The 14,284-nt window shown below is 40.1% G+C and carries 16 protein-coding genes; 10 read left to right on the top strand and 6 right to left on the bottom strand.

Features of this window, described 5'->3' with window-relative positions; all coding sequences use genetic code 11:
• Positions 1 to 79: 79 nt before the first annotated feature.
• Both aat and Aru01_RS12775 read left to right on the top strand, forming a co-directional pair.
• Positions 80 to 811 carry a leucyl/phenylalanyl-tRNA--protein transferase gene (gene aat / locus Aru01_RS12780; protein ID WP_016657260.1) on the top strand — a complete coding sequence of 244 codons (732 nt, stop codon included), beginning with the start codon at positions 80 to 82 and terminating at the stop codon, positions 809 to 811.
• A 21-nt stretch (positions 812 to 832) separates the two neighbouring features.
• On the top strand, positions 833 to 1,651 hold the full coding sequence (locus tag Aru01_RS12775; protein WP_016657259.1) for an arginyltransferase: 819 nt from the start codon (positions 833 to 835) through the stop codon (positions 1,649 to 1,651).
• A 22-nt stretch (positions 1,652 to 1,673) separates the two neighbouring features.
• Here the strand turns inward: Aru01_RS12775 and rimI are convergent, their stop codons facing one another.
• From rimI to Aru01_RS12755, 4 genes are all read right to left on the bottom strand, one after another.
• Positions 1,674 to 2,132, bottom strand: coding sequence for a ribosomal protein S18-alanine N-acetyltransferase (gene rimI / locus Aru01_RS12770; RefSeq protein ID WP_016657258.1), 459 nt, complete (start codon positions 2,130 to 2,132; stop codon positions 1,674 to 1,676).
• Positions 2,133 to 2,254: 122 nt separating this feature from the next.
• Positions 2,255 to 3,136 carry a metal-dependent hydrolase gene (locus tag Aru01_RS12765; protein WP_016657257.1) on the bottom strand — a complete coding sequence of 294 codons (882 nt, stop codon included), beginning with the start codon at positions 3,134 to 3,136 and terminating at the stop codon, positions 2,255 to 2,257.
• Between the two features lie 281 nt (positions 3,137 to 3,417).
• Positions 3,418 to 4,509 carry a glycerophosphodiester phosphodiesterase family protein gene (locus Aru01_RS12760; protein WP_016657256.1) on the bottom strand — a complete coding sequence of 364 codons (1,092 nt, stop codon included), beginning with the start codon at positions 4,507 to 4,509 and terminating at the stop codon, positions 3,418 to 3,420.
• 147 nt (positions 4,510 to 4,656) lie between these two features.
• Complete coding sequence (locus tag Aru01_RS12755) at positions 4,657 to 5,289, bottom strand: riboflavin synthase (RefSeq protein WP_016657254.1); 633 nt, start codon at positions 5,287 to 5,289, stop codon at positions 4,657 to 4,659.
• Positions 5,290 to 5,581: 292 nt separating this feature from the next.
• Between Aru01_RS12755 and Aru01_RS12750 the strand changes: the two genes are divergently transcribed.
• From Aru01_RS12750 to Aru01_RS12725, 6 genes are all read left to right on the top strand, one after another.
• Entirely contained in the window at positions 5,582 to 7,009 is a 1,428-nt protein-coding gene (locus Aru01_RS12750) for a phosphomannomutase/phosphoglucomutase (RefSeq protein ID WP_016657253.1), read from the top strand.
• A gap of 10 nt (positions 7,010 to 7,019) precedes the next feature.
• Entirely contained in the window at positions 7,020 to 7,925 is a 906-nt protein-coding gene (gene argB / locus Aru01_RS12745; RefSeq protein WP_016657252.1) for an acetylglutamate kinase, read from the top strand.
• A gap of 108 nt (positions 7,926 to 8,033) precedes the next feature.
• Entirely contained in the window at positions 8,034 to 8,810 is a 777-nt protein-coding gene (locus Aru01_RS12740; RefSeq protein ID WP_016657251.1) for a GNAT family N-acetyltransferase, read from the top strand.
• A 96-nt stretch (positions 8,811 to 8,906) separates the two neighbouring features.
• The gene (locus Aru01_RS12735) at positions 8,907 to 9,755 is read left to right on the top strand and encodes a class II glutamine amidotransferase (RefSeq protein ID WP_016657250.1); all 849 of its coding nucleotides are present in this window, start codon (positions 8,907 to 8,909) and stop codon (positions 9,753 to 9,755) included.
• A 137-nt stretch (positions 9,756 to 9,892) separates the two neighbouring features.
• Positions 9,893 to 10,960 (top strand): hypothetical protein, encoded by a 1,068-nt coding sequence (locus Aru01_RS12730; RefSeq protein WP_016657249.1) that lies wholly within the window; start codon positions 9,893 to 9,895, stop codon positions 10,958 to 10,960.
• On the top strand, positions 10,960 to 11,283 hold the full coding sequence (locus tag Aru01_RS12725) for an RnfH family protein (protein ID WP_016657248.1): 324 nt from the start codon (positions 10,960 to 10,962) through the stop codon (positions 11,281 to 11,283). The genes Aru01_RS12730 and Aru01_RS12725 overlap by 1 nt, the downstream gene beginning before the upstream one ends.
• Before the next feature lie 66 nt (positions 11,284 to 11,349).
• Here the strand turns inward: Aru01_RS12725 and Aru01_RS12720 are convergent, their stop codons facing one another.
• Positions 11,350 to 11,748: an outer membrane protein assembly factor BamE gene (locus Aru01_RS12720; protein WP_016657247.1), complete on the bottom strand. Its 399-nt coding sequence runs from the start codon at positions 11,746 to 11,748 to the stop codon at positions 11,350 to 11,352.
• A gap of 112 nt (positions 11,749 to 11,860) precedes the next feature.
• Between Aru01_RS12720 and fur the strand changes: the two genes are divergently transcribed.
• Positions 11,861 to 12,298, top strand: coding sequence for a ferric iron uptake transcriptional regulator (gene fur / locus Aru01_RS12715; RefSeq protein ID WP_016657246.1), 438 nt, complete (start codon positions 11,861 to 11,863; stop codon positions 12,296 to 12,298).
• A gap of 91 nt (positions 12,299 to 12,389) precedes the next feature.
• Here the strand turns inward: fur and Aru01_RS12710 are convergent, their stop codons facing one another.
• Positions 12,390 to 13,424: a type IV pilus twitching motility protein PilT gene (locus Aru01_RS12710; RefSeq protein WP_016657245.1), complete on the bottom strand. Its 1,035-nt coding sequence runs from the start codon at positions 13,422 to 13,424 to the stop codon at positions 12,390 to 12,392.
• 117 nt (positions 13,425 to 13,541) lie between these two features.
• Between Aru01_RS12710 and Aru01_RS12705 the strand changes: the two genes are divergently transcribed.
• A complete protein-coding gene (locus Aru01_RS12705; protein ID WP_016657244.1) occupies positions 13,542 to 14,231 on the top strand; it encodes a YggS family pyridoxal phosphate-dependent enzyme in 690 nt (229 codons plus the stop codon).
• The last annotated feature ends 53 nt before the right edge of the window (positions 14,232 to 14,284 follow it).

Below are 14,284 nucleotides of genomic sequence, written 5' to 3'. Positions count from 1 at the left end.
GGGGGGTGAGGATGTCAACCACTGTTTTTATAAAGAAAATCAGCTAAGATGAGTGAAATTTTTTAAGTTTTATTATGCGATGTTAGCATCTTCTCTTTATGTGTTTCCTGATCCGATTCAGGCCGATCCAGATCAACAAGGATTAATTTGTATAGGGGCGGACTTAACTCCTGAAACACTCTATCAAGCTTATAGCCAGGGCCTATTTCCATGGTTTTCAGAGGGCGAACCGATTTGTTGGTGGAGTCCTGAGCCGCGCTGTATCATTCGACCTGCTGATTTTAAACCGAGCAAATCATTGCTTCGGAATATGAAAACTAAGAACTATCACATAACTATTAACTACGCCTTTGAGCGGGTGATTCGTAGCTGTGCTTTACCTCGACAGTATGCAGATGAGACGTGGATTTCAGAAGATATTATTCAAGGCTATTGTGCATTGTTTGAGGCTGGTTATGCCTACAGTATCGAGGTATGGGATGCCGAAGAGCAATTAATTGGTGGTCTTTATGGGGTCACCATCGGTCAGGGCTGTTTTGGTGAATCCATGTTTAGTACGGCAACTGATGTGTCTAAAATGGCTTTTTATGCGCTGATGTTAATTGGAATTGAGCACCGACTTGAGTGGATTGACTGTCAACTGGTCAATGATCACTTAATGAGCTTGGGTGCCTGTACACTTTCTCGCCAAGACTATCTTAATTCGTTACAAGATGTTGTAAAACGACCAGCCATTGATTGGAAAAAGTACCAAGAGGGTGTATTTTTAACTCGGAGCATCGCTTTAACTGCAGGATTAAACAAAGAATAGCGCGAGGGGGCATTGCATATTATGAATTCTTATCACCCGAAGTCCCTGCTGAACGATTTACAGTATTATATTACGCCGCCACATGATTGCAGTTATTTAAAGAATAAATCTGCACGGATGGTATTTTTAGATCCAGCACATCAAATTGATGTACTGACTTTATCTGAGTTATCCCGTTTAGGGTTTAGACGCAGTGGGGATTTTGTTTATCGCCCAGAATGTCATTTATGTAAACAATGTTTGTCATGCCGAGTCCCTGTTCATGACTTTTCAATGAATGGGACACAAAAGAAAGCATGGAAGCGCAATCAGGATTTAAGTCTAACGATTATTACAAGTGCTGATGCGACTGAAGAGCATTATGCCTTGTATGAGCGCTATATTCATGCTCGTCATTCCGATGGTGATATGTTTCCACCTAGCCATGATCAGTTTGAAAAGTTCTTGGTCCAAAGCTGTACTGAAAGCTATTTCTTAGAATTGCGTCAAGACGGTCGTTTGTTGAGTGTTTCGACTTGTGATTTTTTAGATGATGGTATTTCAGCAGTTTATACTTTCTTTGACCCTGATGAACAGCATCGCTCTTTGGGTGTATATGCCATTTTAAAACAGATTGAACAGGCGCAAGCGATGGGCTTGGATTATGTTTATTTAGGATATTGGGTACCGCATTCAAATAAAATGAACTATAAAACCCAATATAATCCAATTGAGATTTTATTGGATGGTAAATGGAAGCGCCTTAATCGTCGTTTAAGCGAAGAGCAAATTGAACAACTAGGCGCAATGTTGATGACGACTTTCCCTGCAGAATGGGAAAACGTCATTTTTAATAAATAAATTGTTTAGCGATATTCAAATTTTATTTAAAGAGGCTGGCAAAATCGTCATGACAGGTTTTTACCATAATGACAGCATTTTCACGGCCTCCTGAATGTGTTGGATAATAATTGCGACGTAGATCTATTTGATGGAAATCAAGTTTTTCATACAGTGCGATGGCGCTTAAATTACTTTCTCTGACTTCTAGAAATATTTGGATCGGCTCATTTTTTAGTAACTGCATAGATTGTTGTAGTAACGCAGTTGCATGACCTTGACCTTGATGTTGCGGATCAATAGCAATGAGAAGGAGATTCGCTTCATCAAGAACGGTTTGAAAAATACAGAATCCGATCACCTGATGATTGATCTCAAGTACGCTACAGCTGTCACTATCAAGTGATTGTTGGAATTGATTAAGACTCCACGGATGAGTCTGTACTTGTTGCTCAATTTTGTGGACCTGTATTAGATCTGCTTGATGCATTGAACGAATCATGTGGGATCGTCTGAATGATGAATTTGCACCATTATAAAAAAATGGCTGAAAAATACGAGTCACTCAATGCAAAAGAGGGAAAATATTCATTTTCCCTCTTTGGTTATTCGCCGTAATCTGGCTTAAAAACCAAGTTTTTGTTTCCAGTGATCAAGTAGGGCATTGGTATCCAGATCATTGGGATGAAAGTCGAATTTGAAGTATTCCAACATTTCTTTATACATGCCAGTGATGATGCCCTTTGAAGGGCTATAGGCGTAGGTATAAATATCTTTTAATGCGCGTGTATTGAGTTGCTTATCTTTAGCTAATAAAAATACGAGAAAAGTATTTTGTACACCAAACAATGCAACCATATAGAAAATCAATGAACTGGTACGTGCGATGTAGGCCTTAGGACCTTTACCAAATACACCTTCAAAAACATCAAAGGCTACAGCTTTGTGCTCATTTTCTTCGATAGCATGCCAATACCACATGGTCGCCATAGTTTCATCTGTCATTAAAGCTTGTATGTGTTCATTTTTTAGAAGTTGTGAGGCTATGGTAGCAGTAAAATGCTCTAGGGCTGTTGTGCCTAGCAGATCTAACATTTTCGGGTCTACACCAAAAGGTTTAAATGCTTTTGCACCATATTTTCGAGCAAATTGAATGATCGTATTGGTATAGCGATCTAAGGTGTCGACATCGTGACCATAACGCTGTGCTGAGGCATTAAAGGCAATATGTTCATGCGTATGCATGGCTTCTTGACCGATAAATGCTCGAATTTCTTTTTGTAGTGCTTCATTGTCCTTGATCGATGGATGATCACGTACTGCACGTACACTATCAATAAAGTAACGTTCACCTGCTGGAAACAGTGCAGATAAAGCAGTCATGAAGTGTGTCAGCCCAGGCGAACCACTGACCCAATATTCTGGAACATCGTTAAAGTCAAAGTTCATACGACGAACAGGAAAGGATGCCCCCGCACGATTTGAAACAGATATCTTAGCGTTCATACAAATACTCCCTTCAAGTGTTAAACACTTGGATACATGTGATTATTTTTCTAAGATGCAGTATTACTTGTTGTGCAAGATGGAGTAAGTGCCAATTGGGTCAGGCCAATATCAGTTAGGGACAGCTATCAGTTATATTGTTAGACAATATTGATACCTATCTGTTTTATTCTAATAAATATATTAATTATTGTGATCTACCCAACATAAAGTGGGTAGATCTTTGGATTAAAGTAGATTTCTTAAAACAAGGTTTTTTTGCCCTTGAGCCATGGGGAACGCTATTTTTTCTTGACAGGTTCAGGCAGTGGCATTTGAGCTTTGAGCATGCTTAAGCGTGCTACATCAGGCAGATCAGTAATGATGCCATCCACACCAAGCTTAATTAAATGATCAATGGTTGCTGCATCAGATACTGTCCAAGGAATGACTTTAATATTATTTTTATGTGCTTTTTCTATCATGGCTTGAGTGGTGTAAGGAACATATTGGGCATCTGTAATTTTACCATTTTGAGGATTACCGTGAACGGGAGAAATCGCGTCTGCACCAAAGGATTTCACCGCATCAATTAAATCACCTTGAAAATCATCAATATCAATTCCGCCTAACCAAGGAGATTTACCCTCTTGTCCTGCTTGTAAAAATTGCTGACCATTGGTGAGTGCAACGATGGGTAACTTAGGATTTAACTTACGAACAAGCATGAGTGCTCCCCAGTCAAAACTTTGAATGGTGATTTGGTTCTGAAGCCCAGAGTCCTCGATATCTTTTAAAACAGCACGGACAAATTGTTCACGTGGCGCAGTTTGCTCTGGCGCACCTGCTTCAATTTTTGTTTCAATATTCATTAAAACTTTATCAGCTTGATAACTTTTCACTAAAGCAAAAAATTCTTTAAGCGTTAGCATCTTCGCACCAGGATGTGTCTGCTGTTGTGGGTAGTCCTTAAGTTGTAAGCGACCACAGTCCATGGTTTTGATTTGTTCTAATGTAAGATCTTTAATATATTTACCCACGTAAGGGTAAAGGGGATCGCCTCCTGTAACTGGTGCAACATCTATACATTTGTTTTTAGAAATTTGACGATCATGGGTCACTACAACGTGACCATCTTTTGTGACTTGAGTATCTAGTTCTAAAGTCGTTACCCCCATTTCAAGCGCATGACTAAATGAGGCGATACTACTTTCTGTATTTAAACCCAATCCACCACGATGTGCTTGTAAATCAAAAGCACGATCTTGATAAAACAAATGTTTTTCAGGTGGTTGAGGTGGTGTTACAACACTTTCAGTGCTTTTATCATCACTATTACATGCGGACAGTACTAGGCCAGAAGCCATGATCATGGGGAGAAGAAATTTAGACATATCGACTGAATCATTAAATAAAGTGGCTCAATGTAAATGTTAATTGTTGCTACTTTATTTAAGAATGATGAAGTTTTGCTGAGTAATACAAATAAGGTGTTCCGTATCAATAATATTGCATATACCGATACGGATGAGGAGGGCCATTTAAGCGGGTATATTGAGTTTGTTTTGATAAATACCTTCGATCGTATCGACCAAAGTACGCGTGGTTTGATCAATTTCAAAGTTGAGCTGATCGCCTAGTTGTAGCGCTTTAAAGTTGGTGAGGCGCAAAGTCTCAGGAATAAGGTCTACAGCTATATAACTTTCTTGTTGATTCACCTGATTCACTGTAAGACTACAGCCGTGTAATCCAATAAAGCCCTTAAGAAAAAAGTACTTCATTTTTTCAGCAGGAATCTTAAGTTTGAGGTGTAAGGTTTCACCCAGACGACTCAGCTCAATGACTTGACAGGTTCCTTCAATATGACCGTAAAGGCTGTGACCACCGTTTTCCATGCCCATTTTAAATGAACGTTCAACATTGACCTCTGCACCTACTTTTAACTGTGCCAAGGTCGTCAGTTGCAGTGTTTGGGCCGCGATATCAAAAGATACCTGTGCTTTATTGGGATCGATATTGCAAACGGTCAGGCAAGTGCCATCAATAGCAATACTGGCACCTAAAAATGCATCATCAAAGAAACCTTGGGTATTGGCAACCGCGATACGGTGATGACCCTCGTGCTCTTGTACAGATAAAATGGTTTCAGTACCAAGAACTATTCCTGTATACATAATATTTCTTCATCAGAGAGTGAATTTAAAAATTATAGCGTATAACAGTGTGATTTCAATCTGAGCAATGCTTGTGGCTGTAGGGTAAAATGTTTAAAAAAAGTGCTTCCCAATAAAGTTATTATGAATAACAATGATTGTCTTCAAAAAAAATTTAAAAGTTTTATATTGAACGTTTTATTTTCTAGGACATCTAGGATGTTTTGACTAGGGGAAAATTTACAACGGTGTGTAAAGCATGTTTCTCCTTTTCATCAACATTTAGAATGTTAAAATTGAAAGAAATTGGCCTATGAATAGTATTGCTCCATTCTTTCCATATCAGGTTTTTAGAGCCTACGATATTCGTGGAAGAACGACACAACTAGATGCAAAATTGATTAGCGCAATTGCTCAAGCATTTGCTCAATTGTTTAAATTAAGACAGCAAAGTCAAATTGTACTGGGTTATGATGCCCGTTTAACCAGCCCTGCCTATGCACAGATTATTCGTGATGTACTGGCAACTGAGTTTGAGGTAATTGAGTTAGGTTGTTGTTCTACTCCACAAATGTATTTTGCTGCACGTTGTCACCAAGGCAATGGTGTCATGGTGACAGCCAGTCATAATCCTAAAACTGACAATGGCTTGAAATGGGTGGTACAAGGTGAACCACCAACACCAGAAGCCATTCAACTGATCGGTCAAACTGCTTTGCAGTCATTTGCACAAACAAAACATATCAAACCAATTGATCCTGTGGCAGCCCATCAGTTTTTAGCTTCAAGTCTCGATGCTTACCAACAGTTTATACTTCAAGATATTCATTTTAACCAACCTTTTAAAGTGGTGGTTGATGGTTTAAATGGTTCAGCGGGCTATGCTGCAAAGCGTATCTTGCAGCAGTTTGATCTTATAGACGTGATTACCCTACGCTGTGAAGCGAATGGCCATTTTCCAGACCATGCGCCAGACCCTTCAGTCACTGCACATTTGAAACGCTTACAGCATAACGTGTTAGAACAGCAGGCTGATTTAGGCGTAGCACTCGATGGCGATGGCGATCGGGTAGTGTTAATTGATGAACATGGACAAGTGATTTCAGCAGATCAATTACTGGCACTGTTGGCTGAAATTTGTTTAGCCGAACATCCCAAGCGAGAAGTGGTATTTGATGTAAAGTGTTCAACCATGGTGCGTCGAAGTATTGAGGCTGCAGGGGGGATTGCCAAAATGCTTCGAACTGGAAGCAGTTTCTTGCGCCGTTATATACAGTATTCTCAGGGGCAAGCAATATTGGGTGGTGAATATGCTGGGCACTATGTATTCAATGATGGTCGTGGCTTAGGTTTCGATGATGGCCTATATGCTGCACTTCGTGTACTCGAATACATGAACCAAAGTGGAAAGAGCTTATCCACATTAATGCAACGCTATCCAAAACGCTGTTATACCGAAGACACTTATATTAGTACACGTGAGGTTGATCCTAAACTGGTACTTAAAGAGATTGCTCAAAAAGGCCAAGCTTTAGATGCACAACTGAGTGAAATTGATGGTGTTCGACTTGATTTTAGCTATGGTTTTGGCATTATGCGAGCATCGAATACGGGTGATTTTTTTACAGTACGCTTTGATGCAGACAGCCCTTCTGATTTAAATACAATCCGACAGACGTTCGTGACGATGCTGTGTGATCGTTATCCCTTGATCGCGCAAGATATTTCAAATATTCAATGAGGAGAGGTACATGCCACATCAGCACACTGGCATTGATAAAGCACAAATCTTGACTGAGGCCTTGCCTTATATCCAACGTTTTTCAGGAAAAACCTTGGTGGTCAAATATGGTGGCAATGCCATGACTGATCCAGCTTTGGAAAGTTCATTTGCACGAGATATCGTCCTGTTAAAAACAGTGGGGCTAAATCCGATTGTGGTTCATGGCGGTGGTCCTCAAGTTGATGCGATGCTCAAGCAATTGGGCCGTGAGTCAGATCGTATTGATGGGATGCGAGTAACTGATGCAGCAACGATGGAAGTTGTTGAAATGGTACTCGGTGGCAGCGTGAATAAGTCGATAGTGAACTTGATCAATCAGCATGGTGGTCGTGCGATTGGTTTAACGGGGAAAGATGGCAATTTAATCCGTGCACGTAAGCTTTATATGGAAAAAACGCTTGAAAATGGTTCTGTGCAACAAATTGACCTAGGTCAGGTGGGTACAGTACAAGGCGTTAAAACTGATGTACTAGAAATGTTCTGTAGCAGCGACTTTATTCCCGTGATTGCACCACTAGGTGTCGATGAGGACGGTAATACATACAACATCAATGCAGATTTAGTGGCAGGTAAAGTTGCAGAAGCACTGGGTGCAGAAAAACTCATCTTGTTAACCAATATTGCTGGTGTATTAGATGAAGACAAAAATCTATTGACTGGATTAAGTACTCAAGAAGTTGATCGTCTGATTGAATCAGGTGTGATCTATGGTGGCATGATTCCTAAAGTGGGCTGTGCTTTGGATGCGGTTAAAGGTGGTGTTGTCAGTGCACACATCGTTGATGGGCGTGTTCCACATGCGACTTTATTAGAAATCTTTACTGACCATGGTGTTGGTACATTGATTACGAATCGCAATAAAGCCGCACAATAATATCAGCCTCACTCAGCCATAGGATTGGCTGAGTGAGCAGGTTAAAAAATGTCATTTTATTGTCATGAGGATTGCATAGTGTAGAGTAAAATAAAGGAGTCCTTGACGATGCTCGCAAAACTCAATCACTATCGACAAAATTTAATTGCCCCCCTTCATCGTTCTAAAAAATCCCAGTCACAATATCGTTTTGAATGGGTGAGTGACCTCAAACAATTAAAAGAAGTGCAAAAATTTAGAGCAGAACAATTTTCACAGCAGTTTGGTATTCAATTTGAGAATGGTTTAGATCAAGACCTATATGATTTGGACTGTGAACATGCAGTATTAAGAGATAAATTGAGCAATGAAATTGTTGCATATACGCGATTAAAATTGTTCCAAGGCCATGAATTAGCACAAAGTTATAGTGCTCAAGAGTTTGATGTTTCGGCGTTTAAGCAGCTGTCCAATGTGGTTGAAATTGGTCGCACTTGTGTTCATCCACGTTATCGTAATGGCCGTGCATTATCGACTTTGTGGTTGAATCTGGCACCGACAGTGTTATGGAAAATGAAAGCGAAGCATTTGATTGGTTGTGTCAGTATTCGTTTAGAAGACAATTTGGCACGCGCATATTATACCCACCAATATATTCGTCAGTTAGCTCCTCAACAGTTGATTCAAGTTGCAGCAAAACCCAGTTTTGAGCCACATTATCCAAAGTTCAGCTTTCCTCAAGATGAGCGAATTCCAAAGTTATTTCAGGTCTACTTAAGCATGAATGCACGCCTTTCAACTCAAGCCTATCATGATGTAGATTTTAATTGCCTCGATTATTTTGTTCTCGTTGATATGAATGAAGCAATGAAGCAAATTGTTTTTAAGAAAAAAATTATTCGTTAGTCATTTTTATCATAAACGCTTGCAAAGAATATGATTTGCAAGCGTTTGTTTGCTGATGCACAATGGTTCAAGGTCATTTAAGTTGTTAGAAGAATTATGTGCCAATTACTTGGAATGAATTGTGCTACTCCCACAGATATTACATTCTCTTTTCGTGGTTTTTCACAACGGGCAGGGATTACCTCGGATCACTCCGACGGATTTGGTATTGCATTTTTTGAAGATAAAGGCTGTCGTTTATTTATAGATAATCAATCAGCAGTAGATTCACCTATTGCAGAATTTGTGCGTAATTATCCAATTAAGTCACGTAATGTGATTGCCCACATTCGTAAAGCGACTCAAGGTAAAGTCACCTTAGAAAATTCACACCCATTTAGTCGTGAATTATGGGGACGTAAATGGATCTTCGCACATAATGGTGATTTACATGATTTTGCACCAACATTATCTGAACGTTTTACCCCGATAGGTAATACAGACAGTGAGCTGGCATTTTGCTATGTGTTGGATCAGTTAGTAAAACGTTTTGGTTATGTGGAACCTAAACTTGAACAGGTTTTTGAAGCACTAGAAGAAATCTCTCCTCAAATCGCGGAACATGGCACTTTCAATTTTTGTTTTTCCAATGGACAGGCGCTATTTAGCTATGCCACTACGAAACTACACTGGTTAGTACGTGAACCCCCTTTTCAACATGCTCGTTTGATTGATATCGATGTGGAAGTGGATTTTAGCCAAGAAACCTGTGAGCATGATCGTGTGGCGGTGATTACCACTGACCCTTTGACGCATAATGAACAGTGGCACGCTTTTAGTCCTGGTGAACTGATTTTATTTAAGGATGGACAGCCGATTTTGACAGCAAAAACTGAAGTTCAACGTTTATTGCGTGAGCAAGCTGATCCGAGTTTAAAGCGTATTACCCGAGCTGATCAGTATTAAAATCGCTAAAAACAATGTTTGATTTCAATCTTTAGATCTTATCTCGGGCTTTTTGGGATGAAACTTTGATTTTCGCCTATGACAAAGGCAAAATAGCAGCAGTTTTTCACTGGATATACCGCATGCAGGACAATTCTATGTCACGATGGTTATCGCCGCTGATGGCATTTTGTTTATCATTTATTCTGATTGCTGGCCTTGCCCCGAGCTTGGGTCTGGCTGTGGATCGTCAGATTGATTTTTGGCTGTTATGGTTTGGCACGATGTTATTGCTTGCTTTACCTATTGCCTATTTGGAAATTGCTTTAGCGAAAAGAAGTAAAACGACGGTATTGAATGCATTATCAAGTTTGACGCGTGATGCGGATGTTTCACCAAAATGGCGCATTGTTGGTTGGCTCGCTGTGGTGTTCATTCCATTTTTAGCGGGTGGTATTGTATTTAATATTACTGCGATGAATCTAAAGCCAACAGAGTTAGCGGTTGAGCATCATTGGTTTGTGCTTGGATGCATGGCTTTAGCCTTTGCATTGTCCTTCATTTCACGTCAAATTTTACTGGCTTTAAGCGTAATCGGTGTTTTGGCTTCTTTAGTGTTCGCCACCGTTTATCCTGCGGCATTGACGCCGTGGCATATGACTGAACTGAGCTTTTCTGAGTGGGGTAACGCCACAATCTTAGCTTTGGTTGCCACCGGTTTAGGCTTAGGTTTGTACTGGCAAAATAGTTTAGACAGTGTGCAGTCGCAAGCATCTGCAAGTAAAATTGTGTTACCTATTTGGGTTGGGCAGCTACTTGCAGTTATCGCTTTTGCTTACTTTGGGGTCAATGCACAATTACCTGCAATTAGCATTGTATTTAGTGTGGTTGCAGTGGCAGCGTTGTTATTACAATTTGCACGAGTGCAATTACAACATCGCCAAATCGCTGTACTGATTCAATATGCCATTTGCTTAGCAGCACTTGCTGTTTGGTTTGTACCGAACATGGCACAATGGCTAAATCCGTTGTTAATGCTTTGGGGCTTGGTCATTTGCTTGATTTATGCCATTTTTGTTGGTTGGTTGATGAAAATTAGCCACTTGCGTAAGGCAATGAATATTGGTAACGAAGGCTTATATAACCTTTGGCGTATTGCTGTGCGTATTATTTTACCGCTTTCAATTGTGCTTGCAATCGTAGCATTTGTTGGACAGCTCATCTAATGACACAGGTCGCCAATGTTTGGGTGAGTTATGTCTCACCAGAACTGCAGTTTTATCGTGCGGTTGAGTTTGAGCAGGGTATGACAGTGCGTCAGGCCATTGATAAAAGTGGTTTATTACAACAAGTACCTTTTGAGCAACCTGTACATGTCGGAATTTTTTCTGTACAGATTGCAGATCTCGATCATATCCTTGAAGAAGGTGATCGGGTAGAGGTATATAGACCCTTGCAAGCGAACCCTAAAGAGATTCGCCGTAAGCGAGCATTGGCTAACCCCGTTAGCCGATATTGCCGAGGCAATCGCTTTAAACACTTGAAGTAATCGCTATAAGCGCTTGAAATGAATAAAAACCCCTCAGTAGAGGGGTGGCATTTTTATTTAAAGTGATTATAGTGGGGGAGCATTAAGAATGGCTTCTTTAGATGGTGGTAAACCCGGCTGAGAATCTGGGATAGTTTCTAAGCCCTCAACTTTGTTTACAATACCAGATTCATTAAAGTACACTTTAAGGTGTTGGCCATTCGCAGCAGGAATCTTGGCTTTTTTAGCATACGTTCCAGGAATGTAGTTATAAATATAGTCCCAACGTAATGGATTTAATGGATCTGTCACGGTTGGACTGCCAAGTAAGAATCGTACTTGTTGGTGAGTCATTCCGACTTGAATTTGTGAAGCTTGTGCTTTGGTTAGTGGTGTTCCCTGAGGGATATCAACCTTGTAAACGCCAAAGACAGAACAACCACTGAGTACTGTGGCGGTAATTAAAGCCAGCATGATTTTTTGCATTTTGCTACACTATCCCAATTTATTTTTGATGCAATTGATACAATGATAGATCATACTGCATCTAAACTCTGTTGCATATTCCAACTTAAAATTTGTTTAGAGACACCGTTATATGGCTATTTCAAATCAAGACTTACGTAAAGCTGGACTGAAAGTCACCTTACCACGAATAAAAATTTTGGAACTACTTGAAAATTCAAAACAACATCATTTGAGTGCAGAAGATATTTATAAAACCTTACTTGAACAAGGTGAGGATGTTGGTTTAGCGACAGTATATCGTGTGTTAACTCAATTTGAAGCTGCAGGAATTATTCAACGTCATCATTTTGAAAACAATCACTCTGTTTTTGAAATCATGCAAGAAGATCATCACGATCATATTGTTTGCCAAAATTGTAATAAAGTAATTGAATTTACTAACGATATTATTGAAGAAGAGCAACATAAGGTTGCTGAGCAATTCGGTTTTTCTTTAACAGGCCACTCACTGAACCTTTATGGTTATTGCAGTGACAGTGCTTGCCAAGAAGCGATGCGTAAAAAGTAATCCATACACAAAAGTTATTGTGTAGAACAAAGAGAGGAGTTATTACTCCTCTCTTTTTTATGCTGAAAAAATGGTTGAACAGGGTGATGTTTTAAAAATTTTGAGGATAGAGCGCCACTGCTCGTGCATGAGCTGGCTCAATGATGCCTTGCTGTGTGAGCTGTTTTAAATGTTGATCTAGCGTGATCATGCCAATTGCACTTTGAGTTTGTAGATTTGAATAAAGTTGATTGATTTTATTTTCATGAATTAAATTACGAACTGCTGGTGTTGCCAGCATAACTTCATGTACTGCTATACGTCCGCCAGTTTTTCTTTTCACTAATACTTGCGCAATAATGGCGTGTAAGCATTCGGCCAAAAGCTGACGAATACTGTCCTTTTCTGAGGCAGAAAAAGCATCAACAACCCGATTGATGGTTTTAGTTGCTGAGGCGCTGTGTAAACTGGCCAAAACCAGATGTCCTGTTTCTGCTGCTGTTAATGCGAGTCGAATGGTCTGTGTATCACGTAATTCACCAATAAAAATAATATCTGGATCTTGGCGAAGTGCTGCATATAAGGCCGCATTAAAGTCATGACTATGTCGTAAAATCTCTCGTTGTTGAATGAGGCATTTTTTCACTTGGAACAGATACTCTATTGGATCTTCAATACTGATGATATGTGCATGTCGAGTATGGTTGATATGTTCTAGCATCGCAGCAAGTGTGCTTGATTTTCCTGAACCTGTGGGGCCAGTTACCAGTACAAGGCCGTGAGGGGAATGACAAATTTTTTCAAAGGTCTGAGCTAAATCGTAATGCGTTAATGGAAATATCTCGGATGGAATACATCGTATTGCAGCAGAAACCCCACGGCTCTGCCAAAATAAATGAACTCTAAAACGTGATAAATCTTGAATATCGAGTGCAAGATCTAAGTCTAGTTGTTGATGAAAGTGTTGACGTTGTTGATCGGTGAGGGTTGGTTCAAACAGCGAGACTATCTGCTCTGTGCTAAGTACAGGCAAACTCGTTTGCTGTAGTTCGCCATCGATCCGCAGTATAGGGACAAGTCCTGCAGAGAGGTGCAGGTCAGAGGCATGCTGGGTGAGAGTTAAACGAAGTAAACTGATGAGGTCCATAGATATGCGCTCTGCTGTCTTATTTTCTTTGTTTTGTTGCATAATAAGAGACAGCCATCTGATTGACCAATCTTAGGGCGACCAAGCTTAATAAATTTTAGATAAGAGTAAACCTGTATGAATGAGCTGCATCGAGCACGACGTGAAGTATTGGAACATATCCAAAAAGCATGTGAGCAAGCAAATCGATCTGCTGATGAAGTGCAACTTCTGGCGGTGTCTAAGACGCATCCGAGTCAGGCGATTGAACAGCTATATCAGTCTGGTCAGCGTGCTTTTGGTGAAAACTATTTGCAGGAGGCTTTAGATAAAATTGAAGCACTTAAGGCTTTAGAGATTGAATGGCATTTTATCGGACATGTACAACGTAATAAAACCAAGCACTTGGCAGAAAAGTTTGCTTGGGTACATGGGGTGGATCGATTGATTATCGCACAGCGCTTATCACAACAACGTCCAGCAGGCCTAGCAGCATTGAATATATGTTTACAGGTCAATATTGATCAACAAGACAGTAAAGATGGTTGCGCAGTGGCTGATGTTGTCGATCTTGTCCGTGAAATTAGCGCACTTCCAAATTTGCGATTACGCGGTATTATGGTGATTCCTGCACCTCACAACCATCAAGCATTCAATGCTGCTGCTGAATTATTCCAACAGGTGAAAACGGAGCATGTACATGCGCAAGATTGGGATACTTTAAGTATGGGAATGTCTGCTGATTTACAAGCTGCAATTACCGCAGGCTCTACAATGGTACGTATTGGTACAGCACTCTTTGGTCAGCGCAGTTATGACCTCAGTTAAGTTTTTTTGATCATGTAAATTGCCTTTGTTTTATTTAGCTTTCTGTTTATAGT

The organism is Acinetobacter rudis (assembly GCF_000829675.1).
Classification (GTDB): domain Bacteria; phylum Pseudomonadota; class Gammaproteobacteria; order Pseudomonadales; family Moraxellaceae; genus Acinetobacter; species Acinetobacter rudis.
Note: the sequence above shows the minus strand (reverse complement) of the source record. Positions and strands in the feature narration are given on the sequence as shown.

Excerpts from the sequence above, each read along its gene's own strand:
- Aru01_RS12760 (WP_016657256.1), bottom strand. The coding sequence starts at position 4,509 with ATGTCTAAATTTCTTCTCCCCATGATCATGGCTTCTGGCCTAGTACTG.
- Aru01_RS12725 (WP_016657248.1), top strand. The coding sequence starts at position 10,960 with ATGACACAGGTCGCCAATGTTTGGGTGAGTTATGTCTCACCAGAACTG.
- argB (WP_016657252.1), top strand. The coding sequence starts at position 7,020 with ATGCCACATCAGCACACTGGCATTGATAAAGCACAAATCTTGACTGAG.
- Aru01_RS12775 (WP_016657259.1), top strand. The coding sequence starts at position 833 with ATGAATTCTTATCACCCGAAGTCCCTGCTGAACGATTTACAGTATTAT.
- Aru01_RS12750 (WP_016657253.1), top strand. The coding sequence starts at position 5,582 with ATGAATAGTATTGCTCCATTCTTTCCATATCAGGTTTTTAGAGCCTAC.
- Aru01_RS12765 (WP_016657257.1), bottom strand. The coding sequence starts at position 3,136 with ATGAACGCTAAGATATCTGTTTCAAATCGTGCGGGGGCATCCTTTCCT.
- Aru01_RS12710 (WP_016657245.1), bottom strand. The coding sequence starts at position 13,424 with ATGGACCTCATCAGTTTACTTCGTTTAACTCTCACCCAGCATGCCTCT.
- rimI (WP_016657258.1), bottom strand. The coding sequence starts at position 2,132 with ATGATTCGTTCAATGCATCAAGCAGATCTAATACAGGTCCACAAAATT.
- Aru01_RS12730 (WP_016657249.1), top strand. The coding sequence starts at position 9,893 with ATGTCACGATGGTTATCGCCGCTGATGGCATTTTGTTTATCATTTATT.
- aat (WP_016657260.1), top strand. The coding sequence starts at position 80 with ATGTTAGCATCTTCTCTTTATGTGTTTCCTGATCCGATTCAGGCCGAT.
- Aru01_RS12720 (WP_016657247.1), bottom strand. The coding sequence starts at position 11,748 with ATGCAAAAAATCATGCTGGCTTTAATTACCGCCACAGTACTCAGTGGT.
- Aru01_RS12740 (WP_016657251.1), top strand. The coding sequence starts at position 8,034 with ATGCTCGCAAAACTCAATCACTATCGACAAAATTTAATTGCCCCCCTT.
- Aru01_RS12735 (WP_016657250.1), top strand. The coding sequence starts at position 8,907 with ATGTGCCAATTACTTGGAATGAATTGTGCTACTCCCACAGATATTACA.
- fur (WP_016657246.1), top strand. The coding sequence starts at position 11,861 with ATGGCTATTTCAAATCAAGACTTACGTAAAGCTGGACTGAAAGTCACC.
- Aru01_RS12705 (WP_016657244.1), top strand. The coding sequence starts at position 13,542 with ATGAATGAGCTGCATCGAGCACGACGTGAAGTATTGGAACATATCCAA.
- Aru01_RS12755 (WP_016657254.1), bottom strand. The coding sequence starts at position 5,289 with ATGTATACAGGAATAGTTCTTGGTACTGAAACCATTTTATCTGTACAA.